This window comes from Bradyrhizobium sp. BR 10261 (assembly GCF_019455395.1).
In the GTDB taxonomy this organism is placed as follows: Bacteria; Pseudomonadota; Alphaproteobacteria; order Rhizobiales; family Xanthobacteraceae; genus Bradyrhizobium; species Bradyrhizobium manausense.
On the sequence record NZ_JACOFQ010000023.1, the window covers coordinates 117,661 to 133,081 of the forward strand.

Here is a 15,421-nt window from a genome sequence, read left to right on the forward strand (position 1 = left end):
ACGGCCGACACCACCTTGAAAGGCCCCGAATCAGGGTGGTGCTAAAATCCGGTGCAAAATCAGGATTTAACGAGCCGGGCCGCGAAAAATCCGTCGAGCCCGCCGAGCTTCGGGTCGGCATGCGGCAGGTGACTCGGCAGGGTCCGGAGATCGCCCTCGGCCGTGATGGTCTCGCTGAGGCCGGAGACCTCGCTGGCTTCGATCGGCACCCGGCGCAGCGCAGGCTCCGCAGCCAGCAGCGTGGCGATGGCCTGCTCGCCTTCCTCGGGTTCCAGCGAGCAGGTGCAATAGACCAGCGTCCCGCCTGATTTGAGCAACGAGACCGCTTTCTTCAGCAGCCGCTGCTGAAGAACGGTCATTGCGGCGACGTCGGACTCCTGCCGCAGCCACGCAACGTCGGGATGCCGGCGGATCGTTCCGGTCGAGGTGCAGGGCGCATCGATCAGGATTCCATCGAAGCCGTCCGCTGGCCCCGTCCATTCTACGGCGTCAGCAACGACAGTCTCGGCCTGAAGCGACAGGCGGTTCAGATTTTCGCGCAGGCGCGCCACCCGGGCGGGCGAACGGTCGAGCGCGGTGACTTTCGCGCCTGCCAGCACCAGCTGCGCGGTCTTGCCGCCAGGCGCGGCGCAGAGGTCGGCGATGGATTTGCCCTTGATGTCGCCGAACAGCCGGACCGGCAGCGCGGCAGCGGCGTCCTGCACCCACCATTGTCCTTCGGCGAAGCCGGGCAGCATGGTCACCGAGCCGTGCAGCAGCGTGCGCACCGAACCGGTCGGCAGCACTTCGCCATGCAACCGGCTCGCCCATTGCGCGGCATCGGACTTCACCGTCAGGTCGAGCGACGGTTCGTGGCCGAGCGCCAGCACCATGTCCCGCGCGGTCGCCTCGCCGTAATGCGCGCTCCAGCGGGCCAGCAACCAGGGCGGCAGGTCGAGCGATTGCGATGCGACCTCGTCGACCAGCGCTTGACCCTCGCGCGCGCAGCGGCGCAGCACGGCGTTGACGAGACCGGCATAACGCGCGGCGCGCCGATCGGATTGCACCAGGCGAACCGAGAGATCGACCGCGGCGTGGTCGGGCACGTCCATCCAGAGAATCTGGGCGGCGCCGATCAAGAGCGCGCTCTGCGCGCGCGGCGCGTCGGACGGAATGCCTTTGTCGAGCAGGCGCGACAGCACATGCCCGAGCGTGCCGAGACGGCGCAGAATAGTTGCGACCAGGCGCCGCATCAGCGCGCGGTCGCGGTCGGCGAGCGTTTTCAGTCCGGGATGGGCGCCGGAGCCATCGAGCTGGTCATCAAGCGTGCGGTGCTTGTGCAGGACGCCGTCGACGATATCGGCAGCGATCCGTCGCGCCGCAAGACCGGGCACTTCGGACGGAGGGGCAAAACGTTGAGATGGCATGCGGACGTAAGGTTCTGAGCGAGGCGGCAGTTCCGCCTTATGGCGCATGCCTTGAGAACACCTTCTGTGGCATGCGAATATGCCAAATGTAAGAATGGTCTCTGGCGATTTCAGCCCGCCGGAGCCATTTCAGCAATGCGTTATTGGACGTCGCGCAGGTCGAGATCCTGCGCTAGGACCCATGGATCATGAACGACCAACCTCCCGCCCCTGATCACAAGCCCTTGTCCCCCGCCGCGCAGCGCGCGCTGGCCGAAGCCGAGGAACGTCGGCGGGCCGCAGCGGCGCATGCCAAGGACGATGCGAAGGCGGCGCCGAAGGAATTGCAGGGGCCGAAGGGACCCGAGCCCACCCGCTACGGCGATTGGGAACGCAAGGGCATCGCCTCGGATTTTTGAGACGCAGCTCTTTTGCGGTCGCTTGTCTGTGCAGCCGACTCAGCCTTAGCGTGCGCGGATGTCGCGCTTCGATCCGGATCGTTCCTATCGACCTTCTTACGGCGGCTCACCGTTCGGCCGCCGCTTTTCCGCGCTTGTGCCGTGGATGTTCGTGGTCGGCGTCGTGGTGGCGGTCGTGCTGGCTTTTCGGCATGGCACCGAGTGGCGAGTTCCGCTTCCGGCAGATGAACGCGCGCAGGATGCCGGGATTATTCTTCAACAGTCCGGCAATCCCGACAGCCGTTTGCCGATCGATGTCATCCGCACGATCGACGGCGACACGTTTCTCGCGCGCGTGCATCAAGGCGACGGACGCGATCTCGTGGCGCGGGTTCGCCTGCGCGGCATCGATGCGCCCGAGATGAAGGCGTCCTGCCGGGACGAGTTGGACAAGGCGGAAGCGGCCACCGATGCTTTGCGCAACCTGCTCGCTCAGGGCGGCGTCACCATCTACAATCTCGGCTCGGAAAAATACGGACGCGTGCTCGCCGATGTTGCGACCAGACGAACCGCAAACGTTTCGGCGGCGATGCTCGCGGGCGGGTACGCACGCAGCTACAATGGCGGTCATCGCGACGGCTGGTGCAGACGCGGCTGGCGCTTCTGGTAGTGAAAAAGCCGCGTCGGACGACGCGGCTTTTTCAAATCCTGGCTTGATCGCAATGATCAGCGCGTCACGACCACCGTCGTTCCGACCGAGACGCGGCTGTAGAGATCGGTGATGTCGTCGTTGAGCATGCGGATGCAGCCATAGGAGACGAAGCCGCCGACCGAGCCCGGCACATTGGTGCCGTGGATGGCATATTCGCCGCCGGCCAGCGTCATCGCCGCAACGCCCATCGGGTTGCGCGGCGAGCCGCCGGGGATCACGTCGGGAAGCTGCGGCTTGTCGCGCTTGACTTCGGCGGGCGGCGCCCAGGCCGGGTTGCGATACTTGCCGTCGATGCGGGTGGTGCCGGCCCATTGCTTGCCTGATTTACCGACGCCGACGGGATATCGCACGGCGTGGCCGTCATCGAGGATCAGATAGAGCCGACGTTCGTTGGTTTTGACCACGATGGTGCCGGGCGAATAGTTTTCCAGGTGGGTTCCAACGATCTCCGGCCGCGCCTCGGCCGCCGTCGACATCAAGGCCCCTGCCCCGATGGTGGCAGCCAGCGCCAATGCAATCTTCATCGACATCGATTTTCCCCTCAGCCCGAAAAGGATCATCCAAATTCACGCAAAACCGGCAATTGCCCGCCTGCCCAGACATTCTTAACCGCGCTTGTTGACCGGACGGTTTCCAGGCGCGGCCGCCAGGGGCGAGCCAACACGGGAAAGAAAGGAAATGTTCGAAATAAAGTAAATGACCTGAAAACAACACTCTGCGGGAAAGATGCGGGTGTGGGCGCCCCGCGCGCTGACAAGCGCGTGAGGGCGCGAAAGGCAGTCATTCCGGGGCGATGCGAAGCATCGAACTAGGGTGCGCAATTGCGCACCTGAGAATCTCGAGATTCCGGGTCGCGCTGTCGCGCGCCCGGAATGACGGTGCCTGGTCTACGCCGACTTCTTGTTCTGCCGGTTCTTGACGAGATCATCGACCACGGCGGGATCGGCCAAGGTCGAGGTGTCCCCTAGGCTGCCTGGCTCGTCCTCGGCGATCTTGCGCAGGATGCGGCGCATGATCTTGCCGGAGCGGGTCTTGGGCAGGCTAGGGGCGAACTGGATCTGGTCGGGCGATGCGATCGGTCCGATCTCCTTGCGCACCCAGGTGACGAGCTCCTTGCGCAGATCCTCGGTCGGCTCGATGCCGGCCATCAGGGTCACATAGGCGTAGATGCCCTGGCCCTTGATGTCGTGGGGGAAGCCGACGACGGCGGCTTCCGACACCTTCTCATGCGCGACCAGCGCGCTTTCGACCTCGGCAGTGCCCATGCGGTGGCCGGAGACGTTGATGACGTCGTCGACGCGACCGGTGATCCAGTAATAGCCGTCGGCGTCGCGGCGGCAGCCGTCGCCGGTGAAGTACTTGCCCTTGTAGGTCGAGAAATAGGTCTGCTCGAAGCGGGCATGATCGCCATAGACGGTGCGCATCTGGCCCGGCCAGGAGCGCGTCAGGCAGAGATTGCCTGTTGTCTCACCCTCCAGCACCTTGCCGTCGGCGTCGACGATTTCGGGCGCGACGCCGAAGAACGGCTGCGTGGCCGAGCCTGGCTTCAGCTTGGTCGCGCCCGGCAACGGTGTGATCAGGATGCCGCCGGTCTCGGTCTGCCACCAGGTGTCGACGATCGGGCAGCGATCGTCGCCGACGACGCGGTGATACCATTCCCATGCTTCCGGATTGATGGGCTCGCCGACCGAGCCGAGCAGGCGGAGCGAGGCGCGCGAGGTCTTCTTCACCGGCTCGTCGCCCGACTGCATCAGCGCGCGGATCGCGGTCGGCGCGGTGTAGAAGATGTTGACCTTGTGCTTGTCGATGACGTTCCAGAAGCGCGAATTGTCAGGGTAATTCGGCACGCCTTCGAACATCAGCGTGGTCGCGCCATTGGCGAGCGGTCCGTAGAGAATGTAGCTGTGGCCGGTGACCCAGCCGACGTCGGCGGTGCACCAGTAGACGTCGCCGTCGTGATAGTCGAACACGTATTGATGCGTCATCGACGCGAACACGAGATATCCGCCCGAGGTGTGCAGCACGCCCTTGGGCTGGCCGGTCGAGCCCGACGTGTAGAGGATGAACAGCGGATCCTCCGCATGCATATGCTCGACCGGGCATTCCGTCGTCACCATCTTGGCGGCGTCGTGATACCAGAGATCGCGCGACGGATTCATCTCGACCTGACCGCCGGTGCGCTTGACCACGACGACCCAGTCGACGCCGTCAGCCTTGGCGAGCGCCGCATCGACATTGGCCTTCAGCGGCACCTTCTTGCCGCCGCGCAGGCCTTCATCCGCGGTGATGATGACCTTGGATTGGCAGTCGTTGATGCGTTGCGCGAGGCTGTCAGGCGAGAAGCCGGCGAACACCACCGAATGGATCGCGCCGATCCGCGCGCAGGCCAGCATCGCGTAGGCCGCTTCCGGAATCATCGGCAGATAGATGGTGACGCGATCGCCCTTCTTGACGTTGCGGGTGCGCAGGATGTTGGCCATCCGGCATACCTCGTCGTGCAGCTGCCTGTAGGTGATATGCTTTGATTGCGAGGGATCGTCGCCTTCCCAGATGATCGCGGTCTGGTTGCCGCGCTTGGCGAGATGGCGGTCGATGCAATTATAGGCGACGTTGAGGATGCCGTCCTCGAACCATTTGATCGAGATGTTGCCGGGCGCGAAGGAGACGTTCTCGATTCTGGTCGGCGCGTGCATCCAGTCGATGCGCTTGGCATGCTCGGCCCAGAAGGCGTTGGGGTCCGCGATCGAGCGGGCGTACATGTCCTTGTACTTGGCCTGGTCGACCCAGGCCCGCTTGGCCCATTCCGCGGGGACGTCGTAGATCTTCTCGGACATGCTTCCCTCCACATACGGCAAGCCGAGCACAGCTGACTGGCGAGCCGACTTCATCATCATCGTTTAACGATTATGCGTCGGGCTAACCGCCCCCGACAAGGATCACAAGCTGGACCTTCGGTGAGCGGCGGACCATGCGGAAGATCAAGCGGGACAGGCCTGATGTCGCAAATCTGAAACAGGCGGGGGCGCGGCTTTCGGGCTCTTTACCCAAATCGCCGAAAAGCGGCCGCGCAGGGCGCCCATGCGCCGCAGGAGGTATTTAGAAACCTCTTTTCACTGATTCGGGACTCGCAATGCCGTTCGGAACACCCTAAGTGGCTAACCCGGGTCCCAAGAGACCCTCCGGCTCAGGCTTGGAACAAAAATCAGAACAGCGGCATTGAACGGCAGCACACAGGGCCAAGGCGTAACACTATGATGGATCAGCAGAATCTCGGGACGATGCGGCCTGCCTCGGCCGATCCTGCTGCCATTGCGCTGGCCAAAGCCCTCGGACAATGGCCGAAACCATCGGGTTCCACCCGTCCCAGCCCCAAGAAAGTGTTCGATTCGGCCTCCCCGGCGACGGTTGAGGCCCTTGCCAAGGAGCTGGGCCTGCGGCTCGGCGACCAGAACGAGCTGACTATCCGCCGCATCAAGCGCGGCAAAGGCTATGCCTTCGTTCGCCCCAACGGCGCCCATATCCGCGACGCCCGCACCATTCGCCGGCTGCACGCCATGGCGGTGCCGCCGGCCTATCGCGAGGTGCGCTACTCGGCCGATCCGAGCTCGCATCTCCAGGCAGTGGGTCGCGATGCCGCCGGCCGGCTGCAATATCGCTATCACGCCGACTGGGAGAAGGTCCGCGAGCAACGCAAGGCGCATCGCCTGGAAAAGCTCGTCGGTGCGCTGCCCAAGATCCGGCGCAAGGTGTCGGCGTTCCTGTCGGGCGATGAGCCGACGCGCGAGTTTGCACTTTCCGCGGTGATCGAGCTGATCGCGCGCACCGCGATCCGTCCAGGCAATGAATCCTATGCCCGTCTCAACGGCACTCGCGGCGCCACCACGCTGCTGAAGTCCAACGTGACGCTGGAGGACGATTGCTTCGTGCTGACCTTCAAGGCGAAGGGCGGCAAGGCGGTGCGCAAGGAGTGCGATGCGGCCAAGCTGGTGCGCGCCATCGGCATTTTGCAGGGCGTCCCCGGCAAGCGCATGTTCCAGTATCGCGATGCCCAAGGCATCGTGCGCGCGGTCAGCACCACGCAGGTGAACGCGTTCCTGCGCGAGATCGCCGGCATCAAGATTTCGCTGAAGGATTTCCGCACGCTGATGGCCTCCGCCGTCGTCGTCGAATCGCTGTCGCGGATCACGCCGGCGACCAGCCAGCGCGGCCGCAAGAAGCAGGTGCTGAACGCGATTCGCGCCGCGGCCGACAAGCTCTCCAACACCCCGGCGATCTGCCGCAAGAGCTACGTCCACGACACCATCGTCACCGCGTTCGAGGAGGGCATCCTCGAGCGCTTCGCTGCGACCATGAAGGGCCAGCGCTCGCAAGCGAGGCGCGAGCAGCTCTTGGCGCAGGTGGTGGCGACCGCGGCTGTTTGACGGCGTATCGTGCTCTCGTAGGTGGGCAAAGCGGAGTAGGTGGGCAAAGCGGAGCGTACCTTTGCCCACCCTACAAGAGCTACATATTGTCTGAGACGCCTTTGTCCGGACCGGGATCGCGGCCGGCGGCGACACTGGTGAGCCGCTCCAGATAATGCGCCCAGCCCTTGGCGTGCGCGGCCACCTGTTCCTCGGTCGGCAGCCCGCTATGCGTCATGCGCAGCAACGTGCCGCCATCGCGCTCGATCAGGTCGATCTCGATCAGGCTCGAGCCGGGCGGCACTTCCTGACCGCCCTCCCAACCGAACGTGTAGGCGAGACGATGCACCGGCACGACCTCACGGAAGGCGCCGCGGGCGACGCTGGCACGCGGGCCGATGCCCTTGAGCAGGTAAAGTCCGCCCGGATGCAGCTCGGTGGTCGCATCGGAGCCCATCCAGCTCAGGATTTTCTCGGGATCGGTCAAATAGGCGAAGACGGTGGCGCGCGGGGCGGCGATCTGGGTCTCGCGTCGCAAGACGAACGGCTCGGTCATCGGCGATCATCCCTCAGGTGATCCTGGCACATGGCGGCGCCAAAGCAGCCCGTCAAGGATTGCCCGTGACAAAGGCGGCCCTCCTTCGCCATCATCGGGTCATGCAGCTCTCCCCAACCCTTGCCTGGCTTGTCGATTTCGCTTCCGAGTGTCCCGGCGCCGATCGCCTGCTGGCGGAACTCGGTGCGCATCTGCTCGCCGACGGGGTGCCGCTTGCCGCCGGCGCCCTGACACTGGAGGTGCCGCACCCGCTGATCGCCAAGCGGACATGGCTGTGGCGGGCGGACAATGGCCGGGTGATCGAGGCGCTCGGCTTTGCGCCGGGCGGGCTGGCGCCCGATTTGCCCGACGATGCCGGCCGCCGCTGGCTGCGCGGCATCGCTGATGGCGACGTGCACGAAGATGTTGTCGGGCGTGATGGGCCGTTGCTCGGCTGGATCGGGCCGCGTCCGTTCACATCAGACGACACCGAGCAGCTGCGCCAGGCCGCACGCTTTGCCGCAACGCCGCTCGCAGCGCTCGCTGCGCGCGCCACGTTGCGGGCGACGCTGGAAGCCTATCTCGGCAAGCGCAGCGCCGAGCGGGTGCTGGCGGCGCCCCTGCGGCGCGACCTCGGCGAGACCATCCAGGCCGCGCTGCTCTATGCCGATCTGCGCGGCTTCACCACCTTGTCGGAAACCAGTCCGCCGGTTGAAATCGTCGCCGCGCTTGATGCCTGGTTCGATCGCATCGCCGGTGCCGTCCACGCCTTCGGCGGCGAGGTGCTGAAATTCATCGGTGACGGCGTGCTGGCGATCTTTCCGGTGGTCGAGGCGTCGCCACGCAGAGCCTGCGAGGCGGCTCTACGCGCCGCAGGCGCCGCCGAGGCCGGGATGGCGTATCTCAACGCCGAGCGCGGCGCGCAAGGTCTGCCGCCGCTTGCGTTCGGCGCTGCGCTTCATCTCGGCGAGATGCTCTGGGGCAATATCGGTGCCGCGAATCGGCTGGACTTCACGGCGATCGGCCCCGCCGTGAATCTCGCCAGCCGGCTCGAGGGCCTGTGCAAGCCGCTCGGCCGGACCGTGCTGGTGTCGGGCGCGCTCGCGGCCGAGACGGACATGCCCCTGATTGCGCTCGGCCTGCACAAGCTGCGCGGCATTGCCTCGCCCTGCGAGGTCCTCGCGCTGCCGGAGGCGCAGGGACGAGCGTTGTAGCTCCTATACCCCGCCCATCTTGCAGACGAGCTTCCATTCCTCTGCGGTCACGGGCTGCACCGAGAGGCGCGAATATTTCACCAGCGCCATCTCGGCGAGTTTCTTCTCGGCCTTGATCGCGGCCATCGTCACAGGTGTTTTCAAGGGCTTGTCGGCCTTGATGTCGACGCAGACGAATTTTTCGGTCTTGTCGGTCGGATCCGGATAGGCCTCCTTGATGACCTCAGCGATGCCGACGATCTCCTTGCCTTCGTTGGAATGGTAGAAGAACGCCTTGTCGCCCTTCTTCATGTTCACGAGGTTCTGGCGCGCAGTGTAGTTGCGCACGCCGGTCCAGGCTTCGCCCTTGGCGCCTTTCGCGACCTGCTGGTCCCAGGACCACACCGACGGTTCGGATTTCACCAGCCAGTACGCCATGCTTATTCTTCTGCCTTGAAGGGTCGGGTCAAAAGCCCTGATATCGCTGCGTCGATCGTGCTTCGGCCGCCCAGGATCGAAGCGACCGCTTCCGATACCGGCATCTCGATGCCTTGCGAAGCTGCGAGTTCGATCAGGACCGGTGCAGTGAACTCGCCCTCGGCCAGCTTGCCGGCGGATGGCTGCTCGCCGCGGCCCAGCGCGAGCCCGAGCGCGAAATTGCGCGATTGCGGGCTCGCGCAGGTCAGGATCAAATCGCCAAGACCGGACAGGCCGGTGAGCGTCTCGCTGCGCGCGCCCAGCGCGCGGCCGAGGCGTGTCAGCTCGGCGAAGCCGCGGGTCGTGAGCGCGGCCTGCGCGGACGCGCCGAGCTTGCGCCCGACCGCAATCCCGACCGCAATCGCCAGCACGTTCTTGGCCGCGCCGCCGATCTCGACGCCGCGGATGTCGGTGGAATGATAGGGACGGAATGTCGGTGAGCCCAGCGCCTGCACCAGGCTGCTTGCGAGCGCGTCATCCCTGGCCGCGAGCGTCACAGCCGTCGGCAAGCCGCGCGCGACGTCGTCGGCAAAGCTCGGGCCCGACAGGATCGCAGGCTGCGCATGGGGCGCGGCTTCCGCGATCACGTCGGTCATGAATTTATGGGTGCCGTGTTCGATGCCCTTGGCGCAGGCGATGACAGGGACAGGTTTTGTGAGATACGAGGCCAGCATGTTGACCGCGCCGCGCAGATGCTGCGCCGGTGTCGCGATCAGTAGCATCTCGGCGCGCGATGCCGCCGCAAGATCGCTTGTCACCACGATGTCAGGTGCCAGCCGCACGCCCGGCAGCCGCGGATTGTCGCGGCTCGATTGGATGCGCGTCGCATGCTCGGCGTTGCGCGCCCACAGCGTCACGTTCCGTCCGGCCCGCGCGGCCACTGTCGCCAGCGCCGTGCCCCAGGCCCCGGCACCGATCACCGCGACGGAGCGGAACGCGGTCATGGCTAGTATCCCGCCCGCGTCTTGCCGTAGCCATCAGGCGCCGTGGCGTTGGCGTCGAGCAGCCAGCGCGCGCGCGGCTGCGCCTCCATCGTGTCGGTAATGCCGAGGGCAAGGCGCTCGGCGCCGGCCCAGGCGATCATCGCGCCATTGTCGGTACAGAGCGCGGGCGGCGGCATGATCAGCTGCGTCTGCGCTTCCTTCGCCACGTCGAACAGCGCGCCGCGGATCGCCTGATTGGCCGCGACACCGCCGGCGGCGACCAGGGCGCGCGGCGCGCCGAACCGTTCGCGGAACAGTTTCAGGCCAACGCTTAAGCGGTCGGCGGTCGAATCCAGCACTGCAGCCTGGAAACTGGCGCAGAGATCGCTGATGTCCTGCGGCGTGACATCGGTGAGCCGGCTCGCTTCGGTACGCACCGCCGTCTTCAATCCTGACAGCGAGAAATTGGCATCGGGACGATGCTGCATCGGCCTTGGAAACGCAAAGCGCGTGGCATCGCCATTCGCGGCGGCACGCTCGACCTCGGGACCGCCGGGATAGGGCAGGCCCAGCATCTTTGCGACCTTGTCAAAAGCCTCGCCGATGGCGTCATCCACGGTGGTGCCGAGCCGCACATATTGACCGACCCCGGTGACCGCGACGATCTGGGTGTGGCCGCCGGAGGCGAGGAACAGGCAATACGGAAATTCGATGCCGTCGGTGAGACGAGGCGTCAGCGCGTGCGCCTCGAGATGATTGACCGCGACCAGCGGCGTGTCATGCACCATCGCAATTGCCTTCGCGGTGGTGAGCCCGACGATGACGCCGCCGATCAGGCCCGGCCCTGCAGCGGCCGCGACACCGTCCAGCTGGGCGAAGCCGATGCCTGCATCGCTCATGGCGCGATCGATGATGCCGTCGAGCAGGTCGACATGGGCGCGCGCAGCGATCTCCGGCACGACGCCGCCGAAGCGGGCATGCTCCTCGACTTGCGATCGCACGACATTGGACAGAATCCGGCCGCTGCCGTCGGGCACGCGCTCGATCACGGCCGCCGCGGTCTCATCGCAGGTGGTCTCGATGCCCAGTACCAGCATTGGCGAATTGTTATCCAATTTGCGCCCTTGCGCTCATCCGGAAAGCAGAGTTCTGCTAACGCGGTAGCATTCCGGGGTTGGCTTAGGCAATCGTCACGCGCCGCCATCCCGCGCGAATGCTCCACCGCCACGTGGTTCGGGAACAGCGCGATGTCCATTCTTGTCACACGGCCGCATCCCGACAACGCGGCAACGGCGGAAAATCTGCGCGCGCGGGGACATGTGGTGCTGCTCGCGCCGGTGCTCAAGTTCGAGCCGGTCGCCTTCCATGACGAGAGCGAGGCCGGCTACGGCGCCATCATCGTCACATCGGCCAATGCAATCCGCGCCGTCGCGCCGCAATTGCAAGATCCTGGCCTAAAGAACCTTGGCCTCGTGGAGCTGCCGCTGTTCGCGGTCGGCGAGCACACGGCTTCCGTGGCGCGCGAATTCGGCTTTACGAACGTGATCGTCGCCGGTGGCGATGCCGCATCCTTGCGCGACAGGGTGATGCGGGCTGTGCGTGACAAGCGCGTCGGCAAGAAAAGCACGCTACTCTATCTTGCGGGGGCGGATCTGTCGCGGGATCTCGGCGGCGAGCTCGGCGCCGAGGGGTTTAGCGTGATCACGCAGACGACCTATCGCATGGCCCCGGTCAAGATTCTGCCGCGCGAGGTCTGCAAAGGCTTCGCCGCCCATGGCATCGAGGCGGTGCTGCATTACTCCAGGCGCAGCGCGCGGGCCTTCCTGGATGCGGCCCGGGACGAGGGTGTCGAAATTTCGGCATTGGCAGTCCCGCAATGCTGCCTGTCCGAGACGGTCGCAAGCGTGCTGCGCGATGCCGGAGCATCGCAGGTCCTGGTCGCCGCGACCCCGGACGAAAATGCCCTGTTCGACGCCTTGGAGCGTGCTTTGCGGACCCGTTTGGCGTAAGAGGACGGGCCGAATCCGACGCAATCGGGCTCGTCTCTGGTAATGCAAGTGTGAGGAACCGTCACGATGGCCGACGACAAGCCTGAAGACGCAGGCAAGCCTGAAGACGCCGGAATGCCCCCGGAGCCCGGCCGTGCCAAGCGCATCCCTCCGACCATCGACCTCGAGGCGACCGAAGTCACCACCCAGCCCCAGGACGTGGTGGTCGAGCCGGAGGCGGCGCCGTCGGTCGAGCAGGCCAATGCGGAGCAGGCCAGTGCCGAGGACGCCAAGGTCGAACCCGAAAAGGTCGAAACCGCCAAGGCGGAGCCGGAGCGCGATGAGGCTCAGGCCGCCGCTGCGCCTACAGCCATTTCGCCCTGGGTCATCGCGCCATTTTCAGGCGCCGTTGCAGCTGCGGTTGTGATTGCGGTCGGCTGGATGCTGGGCTGGCCCGCGGTGCAGGCGCCGCCGGCCGCGCCACAGGTGACGAGTGCAGCCGTCGATGCGCTGAGCGGACGTGTCGCCGCAGTCGAAGCCAAAGCGGGCAAGCCCGCCGCCGATCCGGCTGTTGTCGCGCGGCTCGATGCGCTGGAAAAATCCGTCGGCACCTTGCGCGGCGATATCGCCAATCTGCGCGCGCAGTCCGACAAGACGGCGAGCGCATTGAACGATGCCAGATCCACGCCGCGCGACACAGTGCCTTCGTCCAGCCTCGCCGCCCTCGACGCGCGCATCTCCCAGCTCGAGCGCGCCAGCACGACCGCCCGCGCCGAGCTCGCGCAGCAGGGCGAAAAGATCGCCGACGCGAAAGCGATGGACGACAGGCCGTTGCGCCATGTGGTTGCCGCCACGCTGCTCGACGTCGCCGTTCGCCATAACGATCCCTATGAGGCACAGCTCGCCGCGGCGCGGTCGCTTGCAGCGAAGCCCGAGGTCTTGAAACCGCTCGATGCGTTCGCCGCATCAGGCATTCCGACGCCGGTTGCTCTGACCCGCGAGCTCCTCAACATCGTGCCGAAGCTGTCGCCGCCGCCGGAAGCGCCGAGCGGCAATGCCGGCATCGTCGAGCGTCTTCAGGCCGGGGCGTCGAAGCTCGTCCGCATCGAGCGCACCGACGGAGCCGGCAACGACCGCGGCGCCGTCGTCGCGCGGGTCACGGCGGCGGCGCTGCGCAATGATTTCGCCGAGGCGCGCCGCGAACTGAAGGCGCTGCCCGAAGCTGATCGCGCGCCGGCGCAGGCCTGGCTCGACAAGGCCGATGCCCGCGACGCCGCGCTCGCGGCCTCCCGCAAATTCGCCGACGACGCTCTGGCTGGTCTCACCAAGCCTGCTCAATAAGACTCGCGCAACACTCCGCGCGTATGGGGATCACCATGCTTCGCATCGTCCTCTTCCTTGTTCTGATTGCGCTTGCAGGCGCCGGCGCGGCCTGGGTCGCCGATCAGCCCGGCAACGTGGTGCTGACCTGGGGCGGCTGGCGCGCTTCGCCGAGCATCCCGGTGTTCGTGCTCTGCCTCGGTATCTTCGCGGTGCTGGTGGTGTTCCTGTGGAGCATCCTAACCGCGATCTGGAGAATGCCGGGACGGGTGCGCCGCCGCCGGCGTGAGAAGCGTCATGCGCGGGGGCGCCACGCCATCACCCACGGTCTGCTCGCGATCGGTCATGGCGATACCGCGCTCGCCCGCCGTCATGCTGACGCGGCGCGGCGGCACACGCCGGATGATCCGCTCGCGCTGCTCTTGCACGCGCAATCGGCCCAGCTCGACGGCAATCGCGACGAGGCGCAGCGCGCCTTCCGCGCCATGGCCGAGCGTGAGGATACGCGGCTGCTCGGCCTGCGCGGCCTGTTCATCGAGGCGCAGCGCGCCGACGATGCGGCCGGTGCTGTCATGATCGCGCAGGAAGCGCTCAAGCTGTCGCCATCCTCGACCTGGGCCTCGCATGCCGTGCTCGGCTTCCGCTGCGCGCGCGGCGACTGGAGCGGCGCGCTCGCGATCCTCGATTCGAATTTGTCCGCCCGTCTGATCGACAAGCAAGCCTACCGCCGCCAGCGCGGCGTGCTGCTCACGGCGCGCGCGCTGGAATTGGAGACTATGGACCGCGACGTCGCGCGAGAGAGCGTGATGGAAGCGGTCAAGCTCGCGCCGACGCTGGTGCCGGCCGCGGTGCTTGCCGCGAAATTCGAGAGTGAGGCGCATCAGGTGCGCCGCGCCATGAAGCTGGTCGAGGCCGCCTGGCTCGCCAATCCGCATCCCGATCTCGCCGATGCCTACGCGCATGTGAAGCTCGGCGATTCCGCGCGGCAGCGCCTGCAGCGGGTCGAGACGCTCGCGGCCAAGACGCCCGCCGACAAGCCCGGCCATGTCGAGGGACAGCTCGCGATCGCGCGCGCCGCGATCGATGCCTCCGAATTCGCCCGTGCGCGCGAGGTGCTGTCGCCTTATGTCAACAATCCGACGCAGCGCGTGGCGCTGCTGATGGCTGAGATCGAGCGCGCCGAGCACGGCGACAGCGGCCGTGCCCGCGCCTGGACCCTGCGTGCGGTCCGCGCCCGCCATGACCCGGCCTGGACCGCGGACGGCTATGTCAGCGACCGCTGGCGTCCTGTCTCCCCCGTGACCGGCCGGCTGGACGCCTTCCAATGGCAGACGCCGGTGGCGAGCCTGCCCTCGGACAGGGGGACGACGATCGAATCCTCGGCCTTCGAGGAGGCCATGCTTGCCGCCCCGCCGCCGAAGCGGGTGACGATGGCCAATGAGGGGCCTGCGGAACCGGTCGTGATCGCGCCGGCGCCGGATCCAGCCCCCGCGCCGGCCGCGCAGGACAACGCGCCGCCGGTGGCCAAAGAAACCGCCAAAGAAACCGCCAAGGAAACCGCCAAGGAAGAGCCCGCGGCGGTGCCTCCCGAGCCGGTCGAGCCGGCCCCTGAAGCCGCCGAATCATCGCCATCAGCGGCGACCCCGGTGTTCCGCACCCGCGCCGATCTCGGCAAGCCGGCACAGGCGCCGATCCAGACCGTGATCCCGATCGTCCGTGCGCCCGATGATCCCGGCATCGATGACGACGGTCCGAGCGATGAATTTACGGAACAAATCGGCACGCCCAGGGACCATGCGAAGGCCCAGGCCGGCGGCTGGCGCGGATTCTGGTCCCGCTGGGGCGCTTGAGCCGCATTTCGCCTGCCGCTTGTCCTTGCCAATTCGGGCCATGCCCGATATCAGGAGCGCGCGTATCGGGGCCGGCTTCGCGCCAAGCCCCGGCAGGGTTCGCCGCAATAGCTCAGTCGGTAGAGCACGTCATTCGTAATGACGGGGTCGGGGGTTCGAATCCCTCTTGCGGCACCAGCCTTCGCATGTCCGGCCCTGACACATGGGTAACAGATTGTACCTGAGACATGGGTGACAACC

At 66.3% G+C, this 15,421-nt stretch carries 14 protein-coding genes and 1 tRNA gene; 8 read left to right on the forward strand and 7 right to left on the reverse strand.

Features of this window, described 5'->3' with window-relative positions:
- Nucleotides 1-59 precede the first annotated feature (59 nt).
- Entirely contained in the window at nucleotides 60-1,406 is a 1,347-nt protein-coding gene (locus HYH07_RS25185) for an RsmB/NOP family class I SAM-dependent RNA methyltransferase (protein ID WP_220005024.1), read from the reverse strand.
- Between the two features lie 188 nt (nucleotides 1,407-1,594).
- On the opposite strand from HYH07_RS25185, the gene HYH07_RS25190 reads away from it, so the two are divergent.
- Together HYH07_RS25190 and HYH07_RS25195 are read left to right on the forward strand one after the other, a co-directional pair.
- Entirely contained in the window at nucleotides 1,595-1,804 is a 210-nt protein-coding gene (locus HYH07_RS25190; protein WP_220005025.1) for a DUF1674 domain-containing protein, read from the forward strand.
- A 58-nt stretch (nucleotides 1,805-1,862) separates the two neighbouring features.
- Complete coding sequence (locus HYH07_RS25195) at nucleotides 1,863-2,453, forward strand: thermonuclease family protein (RefSeq protein ID WP_220005026.1); 591 nt, start codon at nucleotides 1,863-1,865, stop codon at nucleotides 2,451-2,453.
- 56 nt (nucleotides 2,454-2,509) lie between these two features.
- Here the strand turns inward: HYH07_RS25195 and HYH07_RS25200 are convergent, their stop codons facing one another.
- Both HYH07_RS25200 and acs read right to left on the reverse strand, forming a co-directional pair.
- Nucleotides 2,510-3,025 (reverse strand): L,D-transpeptidase, encoded by a 516-nt coding sequence (locus HYH07_RS25200; RefSeq protein ID WP_220005027.1) that lies wholly within the window; start codon nucleotides 3,023-3,025, stop codon nucleotides 2,510-2,512.
- A gap of 357 nt (nucleotides 3,026-3,382) precedes the next feature.
- A complete protein-coding gene (acs, locus tag HYH07_RS25205; protein ID WP_220005028.1) occupies nucleotides 3,383-5,329 on the reverse strand; it encodes an acetate--CoA ligase in 1,947 nt (648 codons plus the stop codon).
- A gap of 417 nt (nucleotides 5,330-5,746) precedes the next feature.
- On the opposite strand from acs, the gene HYH07_RS25210 reads away from it, so the two are divergent.
- Nucleotides 5,747-6,916, forward strand: coding sequence for a DNA topoisomerase IB (locus HYH07_RS25210; RefSeq protein ID WP_220005029.1), 1,170 nt, complete (start codon nucleotides 5,747-5,749; stop codon nucleotides 6,914-6,916).
- 79 nt (nucleotides 6,917-6,995) lie between these two features.
- Here the strand turns inward: HYH07_RS25210 and HYH07_RS25215 are convergent, their stop codons facing one another.
- On the reverse strand, nucleotides 6,996-7,451 hold the full coding sequence (locus HYH07_RS25215; RefSeq protein WP_220005030.1) for an SRPBCC domain-containing protein: 456 nt from the start codon (nucleotides 7,449-7,451) through the stop codon (nucleotides 6,996-6,998).
- 101 nt (nucleotides 7,452-7,552) lie between these two features.
- Between HYH07_RS25215 and HYH07_RS25220 the strand changes: the two genes are divergently transcribed.
- Nucleotides 7,553-8,644: an adenylate/guanylate cyclase domain-containing protein gene (locus tag HYH07_RS25220; RefSeq protein ID WP_220005043.1), complete on the forward strand. Its 1,092-nt coding sequence runs from the start codon at nucleotides 7,553-7,555 to the stop codon at nucleotides 8,642-8,644.
- A 3-nt stretch (nucleotides 8,645-8,647) separates the two neighbouring features.
- On the opposite strand, the gene HYH07_RS25225 is transcribed toward HYH07_RS25220, so the two are convergent.
- From HYH07_RS25225 to tsaD, 3 genes are read right to left on the reverse strand one after another with little or no spacing between them, the layout of a single operon-like run.
- On the reverse strand, nucleotides 8,648-9,061 hold the full coding sequence (locus HYH07_RS25225) for an EVE domain-containing protein (protein ID WP_220005031.1): 414 nt from the start codon (nucleotides 9,059-9,061) through the stop codon (nucleotides 8,648-8,650).
- 2 nt (nucleotides 9,062-9,063) lie between these two features.
- Entirely contained in the window at nucleotides 9,064-10,044 is a 981-nt protein-coding gene (locus HYH07_RS25230) for an NAD(P)H-dependent glycerol-3-phosphate dehydrogenase (RefSeq protein WP_220005032.1), read from the reverse strand.
- A gap of 2 nt (nucleotides 10,045-10,046) precedes the next feature.
- On the reverse strand, nucleotides 10,047-11,120 hold the full coding sequence (tsaD, locus tag HYH07_RS25235; RefSeq protein WP_220005033.1) for a tRNA (adenosine(37)-N6)-threonylcarbamoyltransferase complex transferase subunit TsaD: 1,074 nt from the start codon (nucleotides 11,118-11,120) through the stop codon (nucleotides 10,047-10,049).
- Nucleotides 11,121-11,270: 150 nt separating this feature from the next.
- Here tsaD and HYH07_RS25240 point away from each other — a divergent pair, with 150 nt between their 5' ends.
- From HYH07_RS25240 to HYH07_RS25255, 4 genes are all read left to right on the forward strand, one after another.
- Entirely contained in the window at nucleotides 11,271-12,032 is a 762-nt protein-coding gene (locus HYH07_RS25240) for a uroporphyrinogen-III synthase (RefSeq protein ID WP_220005034.1), read from the forward strand.
- A 66-nt stretch (nucleotides 12,033-12,098) separates the two neighbouring features.
- Entirely contained in the window at nucleotides 12,099-13,352 is a 1,254-nt protein-coding gene (locus HYH07_RS25245) for a COG4223 family protein (RefSeq protein WP_220005035.1), read from the forward strand.
- Nucleotides 13,353-13,387: 35 nt separating this feature from the next.
- A complete protein-coding gene (locus HYH07_RS25250) occupies nucleotides 13,388-15,181 on the forward strand; it encodes a heme biosynthesis protein HemY (RefSeq protein ID WP_220005036.1) in 1,794 nt (597 codons plus the stop codon).
- A 101-nt stretch (nucleotides 15,182-15,282) separates the two neighbouring features.
- Nucleotides 15,283-15,358 (forward strand) — tRNA-Thr (locus HYH07_RS25255).
- The last annotated feature ends 63 nt before the right edge of the window (nucleotides 15,359-15,421 follow it).

Bases quoted from the DNA above. Each gene is read 5' to 3' on its own strand.
- tsaD (WP_220005033.1), bottom strand. From the start codon at position 11,120: ATGCTGGTACTGGGCATCGAGACCACCTGCGATGAGACCGCGGCGGCC.
- HYH07_RS25195 (WP_220005026.1), top strand. From the start codon at position 1,863: ATGTCGCGCTTCGATCCGGATCGTTCCTATCGACCTTCTTACGGCGGC.
- HYH07_RS25215 (WP_220005030.1), bottom strand. From the start codon at position 7,451: ATGACCGAGCCGTTCGTCTTGCGACGCGAGACCCAGATCGCCGCCCCG.
- HYH07_RS25250 (WP_220005036.1), top strand. From the start codon at position 13,388: ATGCTTCGCATCGTCCTCTTCCTTGTTCTGATTGCGCTTGCAGGCGCC.
- acs (WP_220005028.1), bottom strand. From the start codon at position 5,329: ATGTCCGAGAAGATCTACGACGTCCCCGCGGAATGGGCCAAGCGGGCC.
- HYH07_RS25225 (WP_220005031.1), bottom strand. From the start codon at position 9,061: ATGGCGTACTGGCTGGTGAAATCCGAACCGTCGGTGTGGTCCTGGGAC.
- HYH07_RS25240 (WP_220005034.1), top strand. From the start codon at position 11,271: ATGTCCATTCTTGTCACACGGCCGCATCCCGACAACGCGGCAACGGCG.
- HYH07_RS25200 (WP_220005027.1), bottom strand. From the start codon at position 3,025: ATGTCGATGAAGATTGCATTGGCGCTGGCTGCCACCATCGGGGCAGGG.
- HYH07_RS25245 (WP_220005035.1), top strand. From the start codon at position 12,099: ATGGCCGACGACAAGCCTGAAGACGCAGGCAAGCCTGAAGACGCCGGA.
- HYH07_RS25230 (WP_220005032.1), bottom strand. From the start codon at position 10,044: ATGACCGCGTTCCGCTCCGTCGCGGTGATCGGTGCCGGGGCCTGGGGC.
- HYH07_RS25220 (WP_220005043.1), top strand. From the start codon at position 7,553: ATGCAGCTCTCCCCAACCCTTGCCTGGCTTGTCGATTTCGCTTCCGAG.
- HYH07_RS25190 (WP_220005025.1), top strand. From the start codon at position 1,595: ATGAACGACCAACCTCCCGCCCCTGATCACAAGCCCTTGTCCCCCGCC.
- HYH07_RS25185 (WP_220005024.1), bottom strand. From the start codon at position 1,406: ATGCCATCTCAACGTTTTGCCCCTCCGTCCGAAGTGCCCGGTCTTGCG.
- HYH07_RS25210 (WP_220005029.1), top strand. From the start codon at position 5,747: ATGATGGATCAGCAGAATCTCGGGACGATGCGGCCTGCCTCGGCCGAT.